The sequence below is a fragment of the Caulobacter sp. LARHSG274 genome (assembly GCF_052871235.1).
The window spans coordinates 133,304-153,870 of sequence record NZ_JBIXJO010000005.1 but is presented as its reverse complement, the minus strand read 5'-3'; the positions used below and the strand labels follow the sequence as shown (position 1 = coordinate 153,870).

The window sequence follows — 20,567 nt, the reverse complement described above, 5'->3', positions numbered from 1 at the left end:
CTCGCGCGGTTCATCGGGGGCGCTTCATCTGGGCCGAGGCCTGTTCATAGGCTTCCTTGAAGGCCTTGGCGAACACATCCATGAACGCCTCGTCGCTGCCGCGGGCCACGCCTTCGAATTCGCGTTCATAGGCCTGCCACAGGGCCGCGTCTCGGGCTCCCGGCAGGATGCGGGCCAGCAGGCCGCGGGTCTCGGCCCGTTCGCGGATGGCGGTGGGGGAGAAGCGGTCGAGCGTCGAGCGCAGCGCGCCCTGCATCGCCGCCAGGGTGGCCATCTGGTGGGCCTGCAGGTCCTGCAGGGCGTCCTCGACGGCGCGGTCGGCGTCCATGAAGCCGCGCTCGGGCGCGTTCAGCAGCTGGGCCAGGACCTTGTCGGCCGAGCGGGCGAACTTCAGCGGATTGTTGCCGTCGAAGTTCAGAGCCGTCGACTGGGCGCCCAGCTGGGCCTTGGCCCGGGCGCGGGCGTCCAGCATCAGCACCAGTCCGGCCACCAGCCGCTTGACTAGGCCGCCCGAGGCGGCGGCGGCGGTGGCGGGAGATACCTTGATGTCGGCCGGGTTCAGGCCGGCGGCCGCCAGGAACGCCGTCCAGGTTTCCTGGCCGCCGGCCTGCGCGGGGTAGGTGGGGGCGGTCGCGGCCGCCGCGACGGGGATGGGCGCGGGGGCGGGCGGAGCCGCGAAGGTCTCGGTTCCCCAGTCGACGGTGTTGACCGAGACGAACTTGCCCCAGACGTCGTCGGCCGCGGGGGTCTCAGCTATCGGCGCAGGTGGAGGCGGCGGAGGCGATTGCAACTGCGGCGCGGCCCAGCTGTGGGCCATGGCCCCGCGTCCCGACATGGCGCTGGCCGACTCGGCCGGCGGCGGGGCGGGGGCCGTTTCGCCGGGCGTCGGCAGCGAGCCCCAGGCGTCGACCACCGACCGCTCGCTGGGCGTGGGCGGACCCCAGGCCGGCGGCGGGCCGGAACCGGAGGACGGCGCGGGCGCCGGCGGCGGGGCGGCGGCCCACGGATCGGCGGCCGCGGGCGGCGGCGTGGCGGGCGCCCAGGCGGCGGACGGGGCGGCCGGCGCCGGCGCCCATCCGCCGGCGCTCGCTGCGGGGGCGGGGACGGGGGCGGGGCGCACGGGCGGCGCGCCGAGACTGGGCGCGGCCGGCGGCGGCGTGTCCCACCCCGGCGAGGCCGGGGGCGAGCCCGAAGCGGCGGGCGCCTCCCAGCCCCAGCCTTCGGCCGGGGCCTTGTTGACGGTCGAGGCCGGGGCGGCGACGCCGCTGACCTCGGCGACGACGCGGTAGTGGCCGATCGTGATCTCGTCCTGGGTCGTCAGCGGATGCGGCGCGGTCAGCCGTTCCGTCGAGCCGTTGACGAAGGTGCCGTTGGTGCTCTTGTCGATCAGCAGATAGGCGCCGTCGCGAAAATCGATCTCGCAATGGGTCGAGGAGATGTAGCTCTTCGGATCGGGCAGGCTCCAGTCGGCGTGCGGCGAGCGCCCGATCACCGCGCCGTGGCGGTCGAGCACCAGCCGGGTCGGCTCGCCGTTGTCCAGTTGCGCGACGTTCTTGATGGTCAGGATCAAGGTCACGCGGCCGCGCCTCGCAGGCCCTGGACGGCCAGGGTCGCGCCCTCGACCAGGCAGTTGCGCAGCGCGCTCGCCCCCTGGGCCCCGCCGCCGGCCGCGACCAGGATCGCGCCGGCGGCGAAGCGCCCGGCCGCGTCCCGCGGCGCCACCACCGGCTGGCAGTCGGGCGGGGCGATGCTGCCGCCCGAGAAGAACGCCGCCATCGCCGCCAGCCGCTCGCCGCTGTTGTCGCCGCAGAGCTCCGCCGCCGCGAACGCCTTGCGCCGGCGCGGCTCGGACGGGTCCTGGACCCACAGCAGGGCCGCCTTCAGGGCGTCGGCGTTCTCCACCGCCCGCGCCGAGGCCGAAGAGCCCGCCTGGCCCCTCAAGCTGTTCACCGACCGGGCCGCCCAGGCGACCGCCTCATGGCGCGGCAGGGCCTGGGCCAGGAACTGCACCGCCTCATGCAGGCGGCCGGCCTCGACCAGGGTGTCGAAATAGGCCTTGGGCGGCGCGCCGACGTCGTCGCCCGGCTCGCCCTCGTGTCCCAGCACGGTCAGCACCTGTTGGGCCTGGGACCATTTCACGCGTGACCACTCGGCCATTGTTTCGGACTCCAGCCGCTAGTTGATCATCACCACGCCGCCGGTGATCGTCGTCATGGCGCTGCCCTTGACGTCGGTCTTCAGGCTTTCGGCGCTGAGCATGGTCTCGCCCTTGATCTTGACCGTCATGCCCTTGATCTCGATCCCCTCTGGGCTGATCTTCACGGTGCTGGTCCCGACCTTCAGCAGGATCTCCAGCGCCGCCTCGATCTTGACCTTGCCGGCCGAGACGTCGACCGAATAGTTGCCGGTGCTGACCGTGGTCGCCGAATTGCCGGTCTCGATCGTGGCGGTTTCGTCGACATGGATGACGGTGGTGCGCGAGCCCTTCTTGACCGTGTGCTTTTCGTCGCCTTCCTCGATCGTCGTGGTCTCGTGGCGCTTGATGTCGGTCTTGCGGTCCAGGCCGATCCGCGCGGTGAGATTACGGCCGGTCTTGTGCTTCTCGTCGCGCCGGATATTGCCCTCGAAGTCGCGCTGGCCGTGAAGATAGATGTGCTCGCTGCCGCCCTTGTCCTCGAAGCGCAGTTCGTTGGAACCGCGTTCGCCCGACTTGGGCGGGTTTTCGGTGTCGCTGTAGTCCTGGCCGACATCGCCGACCGTGCGGCTCTTCCAGGTGGAGCGGGTCTTCTCGGCGACCGGCGGCATCGGCGCCTTGGTGTCGGGATTGTAGACCCGGCCGGTGATGATCGGCCGGTCCGGATCGCCGTCCAGGAAGTCGACGATCACCTCCTGGCCGATGCGCGGGTGCATGACCACGCCCAGCTCGTCGCCCGCCCAGGCCTGCGAGACCCGGATCCAGCAGGAATAGAGGTCGGGATTGTCGCCGGTGGTCTCGCGGTCCCAGTGGAAGCGGACGCGGACGCGGCCGTGGTCGTCCACATAGATCGTCTCGCCCTTGGGCCCGACGATCAGCCCGGTCTGCGGGCCGTGGGCGCGGGGCTTGGGCGTATGCCGCTGCACCGCCCAGCGCAGGGTCGAGGGGACGCCCTCGATCGACACCTGGAAGTGCGCCTCGCCGTCGACGATGGAATATTGGTGCGCGGCGCCGGTGACCAGGAAGGTGTTGGTCTCCTTGCGAGGCGGGTCGGAGCCGGGGATCTCGTTGGTGATCTTCAGCACGGTTCCGGTGGCGACGGCGAAGATCGTGCCCGAGCCCGTCCACAGCTCGCGCTCGGCCTGGTGCTCGGCCAGCCGGGTCTCGGCGTACGGGGTTCCGCTGGCCAGCGGCGGCTTGTCCAGCAAGGCGCCGTGGCCGGCGAACAGCTGGTAGGTCTCGCGTGCGGCCATCTTCGAGGCCCCCGCGGTGGTGGCCGCCTCGGCCGCCATCGGGTTCTTCGGCGCGGTGAAATGGTTGTCGCGCAGCGAGACCTTGTTGACCGCCGGGCGGACGCGCCGGCTCCAGCTCTGCAGCTCGGCCCCGGCGACATTGACCGAGGCCGAGGCGCGCACCACCGCCTCCTTCAGATTGGCCCCGGGGGTGTGGTGGCCGGGATTGTCGCAGATCACCAGCTTGTGGCCGCCGGCCGTGTGCTGATGATAATAGTAGAGGCCTTCCTCCTCCATCAGCCGCGAGATGAAGTCGAAGTCGGACTCGTCGTACTGCACGCAGTAGTTCCGGACCGTCTTGCCGCCCTTCTGGTTGGCCAGGGTGTAGTCGTTGACGCCGCCGAGCTTCAGGATCTCCTTGATGATGTCGATCGCGCTCTTGTCCTGGAAGAAGCGCGTCGCGCCCCCCAGGTCCAGCACCGCTAGGCGCGGCCGCGCTTGCAGCACATAGGTGACGCCGCGGTCCATGACGCTGGTCCCGGCGAGCGTGGCTTCGAAAAGCACGCCATGGAATTCGCGGCTGATGCCCGGCTCCTGCTCCATGGTGATCGACACGTCGCTGCCCAGCAGCCCGGCGAACTCGACCGCGTCGTCGGCCAGCACCATGATTTCGATCAGGAACGGCGCGCCGAGACGCTCGTGCGCACTCAACGATAGGACGTCCAGCGGCGGCGCGCCGGCAACCTTGATGTGAACCGGAACCTTCTCGCCCTGTCCTGCCATGCCCCTCGAACCCCAATGCGCCGCGGTCGACCTTAGCATCACTGCCGCTTGGCGTCATAGGCGCCTGGACCGCAATCTAACGTCCAGCAAAAGTGTCGCCCAGCTTGCATTTTATTGCTGAAGGTTTAACGTAGAACAACGGTATCAGGCTGGTAGGGGAAGTTTTTATGTTCGCGCAACGCTTGGCGCTGTGCGCCTTGTTGACGTTGGGCGCCAGTGGCGGAATCGCCATGGCCCAGCAGGCCAAGCCGCAATACAGCGCCGACGACATCGTCGGCAGCTTTGCGAAACCCAAGGCGGATCAATGCGTTAGCCGCGGCATGGTGGCCGGTGACGACGGCGTCTGCGAGCCCGCCAAGGATGCGCGCGGCTTCAGCCTGCCGACCCGCGCCACGTCCACGCCTTCGGCCTCAACCCCGGGTCGCTCGACCCAGGCGCGCGCCGCTCGCCAGATGGCCAGCATTTCGCAACCGGCCGCCGCGCCGGCGCCGCATCGCGACCTGCTGATCACCTTCAAGCTGGGTTCGGCCGAGCTGACGCCGCAGGCCAAGGCCAACGCCCAGGTCTTCGCCCAGGCGCTCAACAATCCCAAGCTCGCCGGCATGAACTTCGAGATCGACGGCCATACCGACGCGACCGGCGCCCCCGACAAGAACCGGGTGCTGTCGCAGCAGCGGGCCGAGGCGGTGAAGTCGTTCCTGGTCGCCCAAGGCGTGTCGCCGGCGCGCCTGGACGCCAAGGGCTATGGCGAGGACCGGCTGGCGGTGCCGTCGCAACCCTATTCCGCCGAGAACCGTCGGGTCGAGGCGCGACGGTCCGAATAAGCGGCTGCTTGAGGGAGCGGCCGGGGCGCTTTAGGGGGCGTCACGCGACATAACGGTCAGGAACGGGACGGCTTCGCGGGACGCGGGCAGAGCGGGGGATGCCGGAAATGCCTGTTACGGACGCCCACGGGCGATCCCTGAATTCCGCGCGTGCGGGAGCGGCCCGTCGCTGGGGCGTGGCCGCTTCGGCCCTGCTGGCCGCCGCGGCCCTGGCCGCCCCCGCCGCCCGCGCGCAGCAGACCACGCCGCCGCCGGGGGCCGTGCCCAGCGCCCAGGAATTGGATCCGGCTAGGCTCGCGGCCCAGCGCAAGGCCGCTCGTGCCCGCCCGGACGACCTCTTCAGCCGGCCGTCGGCGGGCGCTTGTCCGCTGCGCGACAGCCCGCTGACCTTCACGCTGAAGTCGGTGACCTTCGACGGCGCCACGGCCCTGTCGCCGGCCGACATGGCCGGCCTCTATAGCGCCCAGGTCGGCCAGACCGTCCGGGTCGGCGTCATCTGCGACATCCGCGACCGGGCGGCGGCCCTGCTGTTCAGCCGCGGCATCCTGGCCCGCGTGGAAATTCCCGAACAGCGGATCGCCGGCGGCGAGGTCCGCCTGAGCGTGATCGAGGCCCGCATCGCCTCGGTGCATGTCAGCGGCGACGCCGGCCCGGCCCAGGCCCAGGTGGAAGCCTATCTGGAACGCCTGCGCGGCATGGCCCCGTTCGACCTGAACCAGGCCCAGCGCTACCTGCTGCTGGCCGCCGACATTCCGGGCGTCCGCATCAGCTCGGCCCTGCGGCCGTCGGCTGACGGCCGCGGCGCGGTCGACCTGGAGGTCATGGTCTCGCGCGATCCCGTCGACGTCCTGTTCAACGCCCAGGACTTCGGCTCCAAGGCCATCGGCCGGGGCGGGGCCCTGGTGCGCGGCGACTTCAACGGCTTCACCCCCTGGGGCGAGCGCACCTCGATCGTGGTCTATTCGACCTTCGACAAGAAGGAGCAGCAGCTCGTCCAGCTGTCCGAGGAAGGCCGTATCGGCGACCGCGGCCTGCTGGCCCGCGGGTCTCTGGCCTACGCCGTCAGCCATCCGGGCGACACCCTCAAGCCGCTGGACCTCAAGGGCGAGTCGGTGGTCGGCGCGCTGGAGCTGGCCTATCCGATCATCCGCAAGCGCCGCAGCTCGCTCAACGTCGCCGGCGGCCTCGACTATGTCGACCAGAAGACCGACTTCGGCGGCGGCGGCCTGCTGGTCGACGACCACCTGCGCATCGCCTATGCGCGGGTCGAGGCCGGGGCGCGCCAGGTCTTCGGCCTGCCGGTCGAGGTGTCGAGCGGCCTGGAGGTTCGGCGCGGCCTGAACATCTTCGGCGCCTCCTCGAAAGGCGAGACGGCGCTGTCGCGCTCCGAGGGCGACCCCGAGGCGTGGGTGTACCGGGCCGACGCCCAGCTCGACGTGCAGCCGCTGTCCTGGATCGGCGCCCACTTCGTCGCCCAGGGACAATATAGCGACAAGGTGCTGCTGAGCTACGAGCAGCTGTCGCTGGGCAACCTGACCATCGGCCGCGGCTATGACCCGTCCTCGGCCTCCGGCGACCGCGGCGTCGCCGGTTCGGCGGAACTGCGGGTGGGGCCGTTCTCGCCGTTCTCATGGCTGCAGGTCTCGACCTACGGCTTCTATGACGCCGGCTACCTGCAGGACCTGACGGTCGGCGGCGAGAACCGGACGATCACCTCGGCCGGCGGCGGTTTCCGTTTCCGCTTCGCCAACCGCGTCAGCCTCGACGTCGCCTACGCCAAGCCGTTCGACAAGCCGTTCGAGGGGGCGATCCACCGCCCGCCCGCGCGCCTGCTGCTCAATCTCACCGCCACGCTCTACTGATCGCCTGGGATTAGAACCATGGTCGCCCCAAGATCTTCCCGCACCCGGCGCCGCCAGAACGAACTGCTGCTGCAGACGGCGCTCACCGGCGCCGTGGCCGGGGCGCTGCTGGCCGCGGCGACGCCGGCGGCGGCGCAGTTCACGGGCCCCACGGGCCTGCAGCCCGGAACGGTCACGGCGGTCACGGGAAGCGAAGGCAATTCCACCACCCTCGCGGACGCCGCCACCACCTCCAAAGTCACCCTGACCAATTCGCGCACGCTGATCGATTGGAACAGCTTCAATCTCCCCCACAACAAGACGCTGGAGTTCATCTTTGCGAACAAAAGCGACATCGTTCTGAACCGAACCACGGCCGCCGCGGCCACGGTGGACGGGATCCTGACCTCACGGCTGGGGGCTGCTGGCGCAGCGGGAACCGGCGGGGCGGTCTGGATCTATTCGCCCCAGGGCGTGGTGTTCGGCAACAATGCGGTGGTCAATGTCGCCGGCCTGCTGGCCACGACCGGCGCGATCGCCGACGCCGACTTCCTGACCGCGACCGTGGGGACCACGCCGGTCAGCTATGACTTCGCCGCCTCGGTCGGGACGTCGAAGGTCCAGGTGGTCAACGGCGCGTCGATCACCGTCACCGGCAAGACCCTGGCGCTGCTGGCGCCGATCGTGGAGGTCCAGACCGGAACCACCCTCCAGGGGGCGGAGGGCACCACGGCGGTGTTCGGCGCCGCCAAGAATTTCCGTCTCCGGCTGCAACCTTCGGCGACAGACGATTTCGAACTGCTCGACTTCATCGTGCCCGACAGCGCCGTCGACGGCACCGACTCCCTCGCCCCGATCACCATCGCCGGTTCGGTCGACTCCGGGCGGATCTTCATCGCCGCCATCAACAAGCCGAGCATCGCCGGGGCCCTGATATCGCTGGGCGGCGACATCTCGGCGACCCAGGCGGCGGTCGGCGCCGACGGCGAAATCGTCCTCAGCGGCGACGGCGGCGGGATCGTCGACCAGGCGGTCGGCGCGGCCCCGGCCACCCTGTCCCAGACCGCGGTGCTGGGGACCGGCACCTCGCTGTTGACCGACGGCGACCTGAGCATCACGGCCGGCGGCCTGGTGACGCTCGCCAAGACCAACGCCGACGGGCTGCACCTGCGCACGCCCGGCGCGGTCATCCAGACCGGCAAGATCACCGCCAACCTGGTCGACGGTTCGGCCGATTCCCTCACCCTGCTCAACGTCACCAACGCCATCGGGGGCCTGGGGACCTTCGACGCCGCGGGCGCCGTGACGCTGGCGACGGCCTCGGCCTTTTCCCTGACCGGAAATTTGACGGCGGGCGCCGCGTCGTCGCTGACCAGCACCGCGGCCCTGACCGTTACCTCGACCGGCGGCGCCGACGTCTCCGGCCTGCTGGCCCTGAAGGGTTCCAGCCTGTCGCTGAGCGGCGGCGGCCTGACCACCGCCGCGGCCGGATCGGCGATCAAGTTCGACGGCCCCGTGACCCTGGCCGCCGACACCGCCGTCAGCGTGGCGGGGACCGTGAACTTCGTTTCGACCGTGAACGGCGGCCATACCCTGACGGCGGCCGGATCGACGTTGGCGTTCGGCGGCGCCGTCGGCGGTACCGCGGCCCTGACCGGCCTGGGCCTGGACGCCGGGTCGGTGACGTTCGCCTCGACCAACAACCGGGTCGGGACCCTGGCGGCGAACCTGACGGATCCGGGCTTTGACCTTGAGTTCACCAATGTCGCCGGGCTGACGATCGGCTCGATCGGCGGCGTCGACGGCGTGACCACCTCGGCCGGCGACCTGACGCTGCATGTCACCGGCGCCCTGGGCGTCACCAAGACCGTCAACCTCGGTGCGGGCCTGACCGTGTTCGACGCCAGCGGGGCGATCAGCCAGTCGGCGAGCGGGGCGGGGATCACCGCCGGCTCGCTGACCGCCAACGCTGCGGGCGGGCTGGCGGTCGATGGGGCCGGCAACCAGATCAGCACCTTCGGGACCCTGACCAACACCGGGGCCGGCGGCGTGCAGGCCCGGTCCGACGCGGCCGGAACCGTCGCCTTCGGGGCGGTCTCGGGCGGGACCGGGGCGATCAGCCTGGACGCCCACCAGGGGGGCCTGAGCCTGACCGGGGCGGTGGCGACCACCGGTGGGGTCACCCTGCTGGCCAATACGTCCATCGCCCAGACGGCGGCGGGCACGATCGACGCCGCCTCGGTGGGCGGCTCGGCGACCACCGGCGTCGACCTGACCCTGGCGGCCAACCATGTTGCGGCCCTGCAGGCCTTCACCAACACCACCAGCGGAACCCTGGCCTTCACCAACGCCCAGGCGTTGGACGTCACCGGCGCGGTGGTCAACGGAACCGGGGTCAATCCCGGCGGCGACGTCTTCCTGAAGACCACGGCCGGGGCCCTGAACGTCAAGGCCGACGTCAGCGCCGGGACCAGCGGCGGGCCGGCCTTCTCGATCGACCTGGACAGCGCCAGCGGCGGCCTGGGCCTGGGCCCGACCACCCTGACGGCGACCGGCACGGTGGTCGCCCACCAGCCGATCACCCTGCTGGCCGACGCCAGCATCCTGGCCGGCGGGGCGCTGAGCCTCAGCGGCGCGATCGACGGCGGCCACGCCCTGACCCTGAGCGGCTCGTCGGTGACCCTGGACGGCGCGGTCGGCGGCGGGACGGCCCTGGCCAGCCTGGACGTCACCGGCCCGACCGCCCTGAACGGCGGCGTGGTCAAGACCACCGGCGCCCAGACCTATCATGACGCCGTGACCCTCGGCGCCGACACCGCCTTGACCAGCAGCGGCGGGGCGCTGGACTTCGCCGGGACGATCGACGGTGTCCACGCCCTGACCCTGAGCGGTTCGTCGGTGATGCTGGGCGGCGCGGTCGGCGGGGGTCTCAACCTGAACAGCCTGGACGTGACCGGGACGACGGCCCTGAACGGCGGCGCGGTGACCACGACCGGCGCCCAGACCTATCACAGCGCCGCGACGCTCGGCGCCGACACCACCCTGATCGGCGGGGCCCTGAGCCTGGCGGCGGTGGACGGCGGCAAGATCCTGATTCTCAACGGTTCGTCGGTGAACCTGAACGGCGTCGTCGGCGGCGCGACGGCCCTGGCCAGCCTGGACGTCACCGGCGCGACCACGCTGGGCGGCAATGTCACCACCGCCGGCGGCCAGACCTATAACAACGCCGTAACCCTTGGCGCCGACGTCGTCGCCCGCTCGACAGGGGCGGGGGTCCTGGACTTTGTTTCCACGGTCGACTCCAACAGCGGTGGCCATTCCCTGACGGCGGCCACCGCCAGCATCGTGACCTTCGGTGACGCAATCGGCGCCGGCACGGCCCTGACCGGCCTGGGCCTGGACGCCGGGTCGGTGACGTTCGCCTCGACCAACAACCGGGTCGGGACCCTGGCGGCGAACCTGACGGATCCGGGCTTTGACCTTGAGTTCACCAATGTCGCCGGGCTGACGATCGGCTCGATCGGCGGCGTCGACGGCGTGACCACCTCGGCCGGCGACCTGACGCTGCATGTCACCGGCGCCCTGGGCGTCACCAAGACCGTCAACCTCGGTGCGGGCCTGACCGTGTTCGACGCCAGCGGGGCGATCAGCCAGTCGGCGAGCGGGGCGGGGATCACCGCCGGCTCGCTGACCGCCAACGCTGCGGGCGGGCTGGCGGTCGATGGGGCCGGCAACCAGATCAGCACCTTCGGGACCCTGACCAACACCGGGGCCGGCGGCGTGCAGGCCCGGTCCGACGCGGCCGGAACCGTCGCCTTCGGGGCGGTCTCGGGCGGGACCGGGGCGATCAGCCTGGACGCCCACCAGGGGGGCCTGAGCCTGACCGGGGCGGTGGCGACCACCGGTGGGGTCACCCTGCTGGCCAATACGTCCATCGCCCAGACGGCGGCGGGCACGATCGACGCCGCCTCGGTGGGCGGCTCGGCGACCACCGGCGTCGACCTGACCCTGGCGGCCAACCATGTTGCGGCCCTGCAGGCCTTCACCAACACCACCAGCGGAACCCTGGCCTTCACCAACGCCCAGGCGTTGGACGTCACCGGCGCGGTGGTCAACGGAACCGGGGTCAATCCCGGCGGCGACGTCTTCCTGAAGACCACGGCCGGGGCCCTGAACGTCAAGGCCGACGTCAGCGCCGGGACCAGCGGCGGGCCGGCCTTCTCGATCGACCTGGACAGCGCCAGCGGCGGCCTGGGCCTGGGCCCGACCACCCTGACGGCGACCGGCACGGTGGTCGCCCACCAGCCGATCACCCTGCTGGCCGACGCCAGCATCCTGGCCGGCGGGGCGCTGAGCCTGGCCGGCGCGATCGACGGCGGCCACGCCCTGACCCTGAGCGGCTCGTCGGTGACCCTGGACGGGATCATCGGCGGCGGCGTGGCCCTGGCCAGCCTGGACGTCACCGGCGCGACCGCCCTGAACGGCGGCGCGGTGACCACCTCCGGCGCCCAGACCTATCATGGCGCCGTGACGCTGGGGGCCGACACCGCCCTGACCAGCGGCGCCCTGAGCCTGGCGGCCGTGAACGGCGCCCATGACCTGACGCTGTCGGGAAGTTCGGTGGCCTTGAGCGGCGTGGTCGGCGGCTCGACCGCCCTGACCCGCCTGGACGTGACCGGCGCGACGACGCTGGGCGCCAATGTCACCACGACGATCGGCCAGACCTACCACAGCGCCGTGACCCTGGGCGCCAATGCGGCCCTGGCCGGCGGGGCGCTGGACTTCGCCAGCACGATCGACGGCGGCCACGGGCTGACTCTGAACGGCGCTTCGGTGGCCCTGAACGGCGCGGTCGGCGGCGCGACCGCCCTGGCCAGCCTGGACGTGACCGGCGCCACCGCCCTGGACGGCGGCGCGGTGACCACGACCGGCGCCCAGGCCTACCACGGCGCCGTGACCCTCGGCGCCGACACCGCCCTGACCGGCGGCGGCGCCCTGAGCCTGACGGCGGTGGACGGCGCCCACGCCCTGACGCTGTCGGGCGGCGCGGTGACGCTCGGCGGCGTCGTTGGGGGTTCGACGGCCCTGGCCAGCCTGGACGTGAGCGGGCTGACCACCCTGAGCGGCGGCGCGGTGACCACCACCGGCGCCCAGACCTATCATGGGGCCATGACGCTGGGGGCCAACGCCGCCCTGACCAGCGGGGCCCTGAGCCTGGCGGCCGTGAACGGCGCCAGGACGCTGACCCTGAACGGCTCGTCGGTGGCCTTGAACGGCGCGATCGGCGGCGGGACCGCCCTGACCAGCCTGGACGTCACCGGCGCGACGACGCTGGGCGCCAATGTCACCACCACCACCGGCCAGACCTACCACAGCGCCGTGACCCTGGGGGCCGACGTGGCCCTGGCCGGCGGGGCGCTGGGCTTCGTCAGCACGATCGACGGCGGCCACGGCCTGACCCTGAGCGGATCGTCGGTGACCCTCGGCGGCGCGGTCGGCGGTTCGACCGCCCTGGCCAGCCTCGACCTCACCGGGCCGACGGCCCTGGACGGCGGCGCGGTGACCACCACCGGCGCCCAGACCTATCACGGCCCTGTCGTCCTCGGCGCCGACACCGTGGCGCGCTCGACCGCCGGCGGGACCCTGCACTTCGCCTCGACCGTCGATTCCGGCCCCGCCGCCCATTCCCTGACCGCGATCACCAGCGGCGCGGCGACCTTCGACGGCGCGCTCGGCGCCGGGACGGCGCTGTCGGGCCTGGGCGTCGGCGCCGGCTCGGCGACCTTCGGCGCGACGACCAACCGGGTCGGAACCCTGGCGGTCGCCCTGGCCGGCGCCGGGGCCGACCTCGACTTCACCGACGCGGCCAATCTCGCCGTCGGCGCGGTCGGCGGCGTCGTCGGGATCACCACTCAGGGCGGCGACCTGCACCTGGCCAGCGCCGGAACCCTGGGCCTGACCAAGGCCATCGGCCTCGGCGCGGGCGCGGCGACCCTGCACTCGGGCGGCGCGACCACCCAGGCGGCGACCGGCGCGGGGATCACCGCCGCCAGCCTGGCGGCGACCGCCGTCGGCGGCCTGTCCGTCAATGGCGCGGGCAACCAGATCACCACCTTCGGCGCTCTGGCCAACACCAGCGCCGGCGGGGTCGCGGCAAGGTCCGACGCCGCCGCGCCTGTGACCTTCGCGGCGGTGTCGGGCGGCGCGGGCCCGGTCTCGCTGACCGCCAGCCAGGGGGCCCTGGCCCTGACCGGCGCCGTCGTCACCAGCGGCGCGGCGAGCCTCGCCGCCAACGGCGTCATCACCCAGACCGCGGCGGGCGCGATCGACGCGGCTTCGTTGTCGGCGCAATCGGTCGGCGGCCTGACCCTGGACGCCGCCAACCATGTCGCGCAACTGACCAGCCTCACCAACACCGCGGCCGGCGATATCACGGTGCGCGACAGCGCGACCGGGGTGATCAATGTCGGGACTGTGTCGGTGCAGACGGGCGGCCTCACCCTGACCGCCGACGCCGGGTCCCTGAACCTGCTGAGCAACATTTCCGTACCGGGCGCGGTGGTCCTGACCGCCGCCGACGGGGTGACCGGCCTGGGCGTCGGCTCGACCGCCGGTTCGACGACGATTAGCGCGACCGGCGACGTCGGCCTGACCGGCGCTGTGACCGCCGCCGGGAACGTCACCGTGTCCGGCGCCGCCGTGACCCTGGGCTCGACCGCCGCCGGCGGCGACCTGGCCCTCAGCGGTTCGCAACTGACCGTCGGCGCGGCGAGCGCGGCAGGCGACGCTGTTCTGACGGCGACCGGAGACATCCAGCTCGCTAGCCTGACGACGGGCGGCGACCTGGCCCTCAGCGGTTCGCAATTGACCGTCGGCACGGCGAGCGCCGTGGGCGATGCGGCTCTGACGGCGACCGGGGGCATCCAGCTCACCAGCCTGACCACCGGCGGCGACCTGACTCTCAGCGGTTCGCAACTGACCGTCGGCACGGCGAGCGCGACGGGCGACGCGGTTCTGACGGCGACCGGCGGCGACATCCAGCTCGCTAGCCTGACGACCGGCGGCGCCGCGCAACTGACCGCCGCCGGCGGACTGGCCGTCACGACCGGGGTGAGCGTCGGCGGCGACTACGACATCGCGGCCGATCATTTCAACACCGTGGCCCTGACGCCGACCTTCAGCGGCGCGAGCGGCGACTTCAACGTCCACGCCACCAGCGCGGGCGGCTTCACCTTCGCCTCGCTGCAGGCGACCAAGGGCGACCTGACGGTCGTGGCCGCGGGGCCCCTGACCGGCGGCGACGCCGGCGGAACCCAGGTCAGCCTGACCTCGGGCGGCGCCATCAGCCTGGGCGGGACCGTGGTCGCCGCCCAGGACCTGACCGTGTCGGCGGCCGGCGCCATCACCCAGACCGGCGGCGGGCTCAGCGCCGCGCGCCTGTTCACCACCTCGACCGGCGGGACCAGCCTGACGGGGGCCAACAACATCGCCGCCCTGTCGTCGATGACCAATGTCGGGGCCGGCGGCCTGGCGGTGAACGACATCCGCGCCGGCGTGGTGACGGTGGGCGCCCTGGCGGCTGGAACCGGCGGCGTATCGCTGACCGTGCCCAACGGCTCGCTGCTGTTGACTCAGGACCTCAACGCGCCGGGCGACATCAGCCTCAGCGCCGCCCAGGGCATATCGGGCCTGAACCTAGTCTCGTCGGGCGGGGCGATCCTGCTGGCGACCGACGCCGAGGTCGGGATCACCTCGCTGGTCGGCGCCAACGACGTCTCGCTGCAGGCCAAGACGATCAACCTGGCGACGGTCGACGCCGGCCGCGACGTCCATCTGGCCGCCACCGGCGGGACCCTGGACGTGGCGACCATGACGGTGGGACGCGATCTTTCGGCGACGGCCACGGGCGCGGCGACCGTCGGCTCGGTGACCGCGACGGGGGCAGGGGCCCATCTGGCGATCTCCGGCGACAGCGTCACCCTCGGCGCGGCGGCCGGCGTGACCCCGACCGCCGCCAACCGCCTGGTCCTGGACGCCGTGGCCCCGGCCACGGTCGACCTGACGGCGGTCCATGACGTGGCCGTCAACCTGGACGGCGCCGCGCGACTGGGCGCCGTCGTCGCCGGCGGCGACTTCACGATGACCACCCAGGGCGGTGACGCCGTCGTCGCCAGCGCCAAGGCCGGGCAGGCGATCGACGTCACCGCCAACGACGGCTCGGTCCGCCTGGCCGCGGCGACCCTGACCGGCGGCGGCACCACGCCGGCCGAACTGATCCTGGTCGCGACCGGAACGACCGGCGACGTGTTGCTGGGAACTGATCCGGCTTCGGCCGGGACCACGGCCCTGACCGCGCCGGCCGACGCCCTGGTCCACATCACCGCCCAGCGCGACGCGGCCGTCAATCTCGACAGCGGCTTCAACCTGACCTCGGTCGTGGCCGGCCGCAATGTCCAGCTGGCCAGCGCCAGCGGCGACATCAAGGTCGGCCAGGCCTCGGCGGGCGGTGAAGCGCGGATGTCCGCGGCCAACGGCGCGATCAGCCTTGGCGACGTGGCCGCCAGCGGCGGGGCGGGGTCTTCCATCGCCCTGACCGCCAAGAGCGTCACGGTCGCCACGGCCGAGGCCGGCGACTCCGTCTCGGTGCATGCGACCAGCGGCGCGGCCCAGGTCGACAGCGTGACGGCCGGGGGCGATGTGGCGATCGTCGCCGACCAAGGCGCGGCCTCGCTGCGGATCGCCAATCTCAGCGGCGCCGCGCCGGGTAACCACACCCTGCTGGTCAGCGCCGGCTCCAACGTCACCCTGGGCCGGACCAGCGCCGGCGCCGGCTCGGTGACGGTCGGCGACCCGGCGCGCACCGCGGTGATCGTCCGGGCGACCGGCGCGACGGCGGGCGACGCCGTCGTCGACGTGGGCGGCGGACTGACCGTGGCCGAGGTTTCGGCCGCGGCGGGCGACGCCGTGCTGAAGACCACGGGCGACCTGACCGTCGCCAGCGGCGGCAAGATCAGCGCCAGCCGCGACGTCGCCGTCACGGCGGGAGGCGAGGCGCGACTGTTCAACGTCTCGGCCGGCCGCGACGCCACCCTGGCCGCGGCCGTCCTGAACGCCGATCTGGTCACCGCCGCCGGCACGGTGAAGGCGGACGCGACCGGTGCGGCCGTCCTATCGCGGCTGAGCGCCACGGGGACCACGGGCAAGATCGCCGTGACCGGCGCCTCGGTCGATCTGACGACCGCGGAGGCCGCGACCGATGTGGCCGTCACCGCCAGCGCAGGCGCCCTGAACAGCCATGGCGTGGTCAAGGCCGGCGGCGACCTGACGCTGTCGACCCTGGCCGGCGACCTGTCGGCCGAGACGCTCACCGCCGGCAAGACCCTGGCGGTCAACACCAGCGGCCGCGCCACGCTCGGGACCGCGACGGCGGACATCACCCATATCGCCGCCAGCGACCTGACCCTCGGTTCGTCGCTGAAGAGCCGCCTGGCCGTCGTCGAAAGCCTGGGCGGCCGCCTGGTGGTCGGCGATGCGCCGTCCGGCGTGACCTTCGCCGGCTCCGGCGGGATGACGATCGACGCCGCGGAAATGGGCCGGATCACCGCCGACTCCGTCGAACTCTATGCCGGCGGCAAGGCCAATACGGTGCGGGGCGACGCCTTCGTCGGCGACTTCACCCTGGACGGCGCCAAGCTGGCCTCGCTGGCGATCCTGGCCGGTCCCGACGCCACGGTGTCCGTGGCCGGCGCGGTCAAGGCCGGGACCGCGGGCAAAGGCGAATTCATCGTCGGCAAGGCCGACGCCGCAAGCGGCTGGACGCCCAAGACCATCTACCTGACCGGCTCCCTGGGCTCCTCGACGGTGTCGGGGGCGGCGGCCTTCACCAATGTGGCGGGCCTGGGCCGGGTCGAACTCAACGCCAGCAAGGCCGTGCTGATCGGCTCGTCGACCTTCATCGACGCCGTCGAGGACGCGCCGGTCGACTCCATCAGCATCACCCAGAACCGTCCCGGCGGGGTGATCGCGCGCGGGTCGGAGTTCAACAAGATCTTCGTCACCACCGCGTCCCTGGCCATCCGCTCGGACGGCCGCGTCGTCCAGCAAAGCACCGGCGGCCTCTCCGGGCGACCCGTGGGCATGCTGATCACCCCGTCGACCGGCGCCGACGCCGGCGTGCTGCTGGGCCGGACGGGCGCCGCCGTCGCCGGGGGGCCCCGCGCGCCGGAGCTGATCGACCTGTCGCTCAGCGCCTTTTCCGCGTCCGGCACGCTGCTGACCGGCCAGATCGTCGCCAGCTCCCAGAGCGTCGTCCTCGAGCCCGCCCTGATCCGCAACAGCAACTACCGCGTGAACGGCTGCACCATCGGCGAGGCGGGGTCCTGCACGCCGATCGTCAGCACGGTGGTCGACGTCCACATCGACAAGCTGGTGGAGGGTATCCTGCTGCAGGCGCCGGAGGCGGCGCTGGAAAGCGATCCGACGATCACCGGCGCGGGCAACGAGGAAATCTGGCGGCCCCGAGACTGCAATGCCGACAACGCCGAAGGGTGCCCGAAATGATCCCGCTGAAAGGTCTGGTTGCGACCTTGGTCGCCGTCCTGGCGACGACGACGGCGTCGATGGCCCAGGCCGGGGCCATGCGGCTCGACAACTTCCCCCTCGGGCAGAGCGGCATGAGCGGCGCGGTGTGCGAAGCCGTACGGGATGAGAACGATCCGGCCGTGCAGATGCGCGGCGCGCGCGCCTGGACCATCCGCTGCCGCGGCTGGGACGTGCCGCTGGGCCACCTCTACGCCTATGAATATCGCGGCGACCAGGCCATGGCCGCCGACGGCCCCTATCTGAAGACCCTGGCGACGCGGGCCCGCTGCGAACCGGCCGCCGCCAAGCCGCTCGACGGCCTGACCGACGCCACGGCGGCGCCTTGCATCCTCGGCGCCGGCCAGACGGCCTATGCGTCCTATTCTGCGCGTCGGCGCGGGGTGAGGGTGGCCGCCCAGGGCTTCCCGCAGATCGCCGACGTGCTGGAGGCCGGACTCAGGATCGCCGCCAAGGCCGCGCCGCCGCCCAAGGACGTGACCCAGCGGCTGGGCGGCGTCTCCGACATCGCGCCGCTGCACCTGGCCGCGCTGGGACAGGCCGCCGACCAGTCGGCCGCCCTGGACAGCCTGCGCGAGCGCGCCTATCGGCGAAACCTCGAATGGCGGTTCGACGCCGCCGGCGCCGACTTCCGGGAAATCGCCCAGGACGAGAAACTGCCCACCCGGACCCGGGCCGAGGCCTATCTGAACTGGGCGCTGAACGTCTCCAACACCGGACGGTTCGCGCGCGCCGACGCGCTGTTCGACGAGGCCGACAAGATGGCCGCCCGGATCGAGGATCCCGGCCTGACCGCCATCACCCTCAGCTATCGCGCCCTGCATCTTCGCAACCAAAAGCAGTTCAAGGAGTCGGCCGAGACCGCCGTTCAGGCCCGCACCAAGCTGGAAGCCCTGCTCACCGCGGCCAACCAGACCGCGGGCGGCCAGTTCACCCAGGACGCCGGCGGCCTGATCATCAGCGCCGACCTCGCCGCCGCGCTCAATCGTTCGAACCGGGCGATCAATCTGCGGGTCAGCCAGCTGGACGCCGGCGCGCGCGTGCGCATCCAGATCGCCCAGGTCCTGCTGACCGAGGCGACCTCGGAACTGGCGCTGGGCGAGGGCGCCCAGGCCACCGCCAGCCTGCAACGAGCGCGCACCCTGCTGGCCGATCCGGTCCTGGCCGCCACCGCGCCCTGGCTGGTGGCTCAGGTCGAGACCGAGCTGGCCCATATCGATCTGGCGGCCAAACGGCCTGGTCCGGCCCGGGAGCGGCTCAGCCTGGCCCTGGCCGCCATTCGCGGCCAGCAGGCCGGCACCCCGGTCGAGGGCTATCTGCTGCTGGAACTTGGCCGCGCCGACGCCGAGGCCAATGACACCGATGCGGCGCTGCGCGATTACGCCGAAGGCTTCAAGGTGTTCCGCGGCACCCGCGGCTCGCTGGGGGCCTCGGCCGACTCCGCCTCCGCCTATTTCGACCTGCTGCTGCGCCTCTACGCCAGCGACCCCGCCCACAAGGACGCCTATGCGGCGACGTTCTTCACGGCCGCATCCAGCGTCTCGCGCCAGGGGGTGGCCGACACCATCGCCAGGCTGTCGGCGCGGCTGAGCGAGGGCGACAGCGAATCGGCCGGCCTGGCCCGGGCGCTGGAGGACACCCGCCGGCGCCTGCAACTGGCGACCAGCCAGTTGGCCGGCCTCGACGCCGATGCGCCGGCGGCCAAGCGGACGGCGGCCCAGACGGAGGTCCACGACCTGTCGGCCGAGGCCGGGGCCCTGGAGCAGCAGCTGGTCGCGGCTAATCCGCGCTACGGCCAGCTGGTCGTCTCCGAGGTCGACCTGGCCAAGCTGCAGGCGACCCTGCGTCCGGGCGAGCTCTATCTGCAGTCCGTGCTGCTGGCCGACCGCGGCTATGCGATGGCGATCTCCCATGACGAGGTGACGCCCTATCGCATCAATATCGGCGCCGCCGAGGCCGCCCGAAGAGTGGCGAGCCTGCGCGAGCCGTTCGAGGCCGTGGGGCGCCTGCCGCGCTACGACGTGGCGGCGGCCGAGCAGCTCTACGAGGACCTGTTCGGTCCCGTGCGCGCGCGGGTCGAGGCGGCCCGGCACCTGATCTACGAACCTGACGCCGCCGTGCTCAGCCTGCCCCTGGCGGCCCTGGTCACCGACAAGGCCAGCGTCGCGCTGATCGACCAGCGGCGCGAGGCGATCCGGACGGCGGGCGCGGGCGTGCTGGCCTATAACGGCGTGGCCTGGCTGGGCGCCAAGGCCGCCACCTCCCTGACGGTGTCGGCCTCCAGCTTCGTGCAGTCGCGGGACTTCTCGCCGTCCAAGGCCAAGCGCCCGATCCTCGGCTTCGGCGACTCCGCGCCGCCGCCGGCGACCGATCCGCGGGCGTTCGGCGGCCTGAAGGCGATGGTCGGCCAGGGCCTGGCCGACGCCGACATCTGTGACGCCACCCAGGCGCGGCTGCTGGCGCTGCCGGCCCTGCCGGACACCCGCACCGAACTGGCCGCGGTGGGACGCGCGCTGAAGAGCGACGACGGCAGCCTGGTGGAGGGCGGCGCGTTCAGCGACGATCGGGTCCGGGCCCGCACGGACCTGGCCGACTATCGCGTCCTCTACTTCGCCACCCACGGCCTGCTGCCGCGGCCGGGGGGCTGCCTGCCGCAGCCGGCCCTGGTGACCTCGCTGGGCGGCGGCGACAGCGACGCCTTGCTGGACGCCACCGAGATCCTCGACCTGAAGCTGGACGCCGACCTGGTGGTGCTTTCGGCCTGCGACACCGGCGGCGGCGGCGCTTTCGACCAAGCCAGCGTGGCCGATGTGGGCGGCTCCCTGGGCGGCCTGACCCGGGCGTTCATCTATGCGGGAGCCCGCGGGCTGGTGGTGTCGCACTGGCAGGTGGACAGCCAGGCGACCACGCGCCTGATGGTGGGCATGTTCGGCTCGCCAAACGCCAGCCAGGCCGAGGCGCTGCGCACCTCGGAGCTGAGCTTGATGAACAGCCAGGATCAGTATTCTCATCCCTACTACTGGGCCGCGTTCACGGTGGTCGGCGACGGCGCCCGCCCGATGCCGGCGGCCGCCAACTAGCTCGAACCCATTTC

Annotated in this window: 7 protein-coding genes; 4 read left to right on the top strand and 3 right to left on the bottom strand. The window is 72.3% G+C overall.

The features are described from left to right. Positions 1–10 precede the first annotated feature (10 nt). The 3 genes from tagH to ACIPQB_RS12180 are packed head-to-tail and all read right to left on the bottom strand — an operon-like array spanning position 11 to position 4,209. The gene (gene tagH / locus ACIPQB_RS12190) at positions 11–1,576 is read right to left on the bottom strand and encodes a type VI secretion system-associated FHA domain protein TagH (protein WP_446485498.1); all 1,566 of its coding nucleotides are present in this window, start codon (positions 1,574–1,576) and stop codon (positions 11–13) included. Further along, on the bottom strand, positions 1,573–2,157 hold the full coding sequence (locus ACIPQB_RS12185) for a DUF6931 family protein (RefSeq protein WP_446485497.1): 585 nt from the start codon (positions 2,155–2,157) through the stop codon (positions 1,573–1,575). The genes tagH and ACIPQB_RS12185 overlap by 4 nt, the downstream gene beginning before the upstream one ends. A gap of 18 nt (positions 2,158–2,175) precedes the next feature. Further along, on the bottom strand, positions 2,176–4,209 hold the full coding sequence (locus ACIPQB_RS12180) for a type VI secretion system Vgr family protein (protein ID WP_446485496.1): 2,034 nt from the start codon (positions 4,207–4,209) through the stop codon (positions 2,176–2,178). A gap of 167 nt (positions 4,210–4,376) precedes the next feature. On the opposite strand from ACIPQB_RS12180, the gene ACIPQB_RS12175 reads away from it, so the two are divergent. The 4 genes from ACIPQB_RS12175 to ACIPQB_RS12160 all read left to right on the top strand — a co-directional run bounded on the left by ACIPQB_RS12175 (position 4,377) and on the right by ACIPQB_RS12160 (position 20,553). Continuing rightward, positions 4,377–5,033: an OmpA family protein gene (locus ACIPQB_RS12175; RefSeq protein ID WP_446485495.1), complete on the top strand. Its 657-nt coding sequence runs from the start codon at positions 4,377–4,379 to the stop codon at positions 5,031–5,033. 107 nt (positions 5,034–5,140) lie between these two features. Further along, a complete protein-coding gene (locus ACIPQB_RS12170; protein WP_446485494.1) occupies positions 5,141–6,895 on the top strand; it encodes a ShlB/FhaC/HecB family hemolysin secretion/activation protein in 1,755 nt (584 codons plus the stop codon). An 18-nt stretch (positions 6,896–6,913) separates the two neighbouring features. Then, positions 6,914–17,434 carry a beta strand repeat-containing protein gene (locus tag ACIPQB_RS12165; RefSeq protein WP_446485493.1) on the top strand — a complete coding sequence of 3,507 codons (10,521 nt, stop codon included), beginning with the start codon at positions 6,914–6,916 and terminating at the stop codon, positions 17,432–17,434. Then, positions 17,431–20,553, top strand: a complete 3,123-nt coding sequence (locus ACIPQB_RS12160) for a CHAT domain-containing protein (protein WP_446485492.1) — start codon at positions 17,431–17,433, stop codon at positions 20,551–20,553. Before ACIPQB_RS12165 ends, ACIPQB_RS12160 begins: the two co-directional genes overlap by 4 nt. The last annotated feature ends 14 nt before the right edge of the window (positions 20,554–20,567 follow it).

Coding starts and splice junctions, on each gene's coding strand:
- ACIPQB_RS12185 (WP_446485497.1), bottom strand. CDS start 2,157: ATGGCCGAGTGGTCACGCGTGAAATGGTCCCAGGCCCAACAGGTGCTG.
- ACIPQB_RS12180 (WP_446485496.1), bottom strand. CDS start 4,209: ATGGCAGGACAGGGCGAGAAGGTTCCGGTTCACATCAAGGTTGCCGGC.
- ACIPQB_RS12175 (WP_446485495.1), top strand. CDS start 4,377: ATGTTCGCGCAACGCTTGGCGCTGTGCGCCTTGTTGACGTTGGGCGCC.
- ACIPQB_RS12170 (WP_446485494.1), top strand. CDS start 5,141: ATGCCTGTTACGGACGCCCACGGGCGATCCCTGAATTCCGCGCGTGCG.
- ACIPQB_RS12165 (WP_446485493.1), top strand. CDS start 6,914: ATGGTCGCCCCAAGATCTTCCCGCACCCGGCGCCGCCAGAACGAACTG.
- ACIPQB_RS12160 (WP_446485492.1), top strand. CDS start 17,431: ATGATCCCGCTGAAAGGTCTGGTTGCGACCTTGGTCGCCGTCCTGGCG.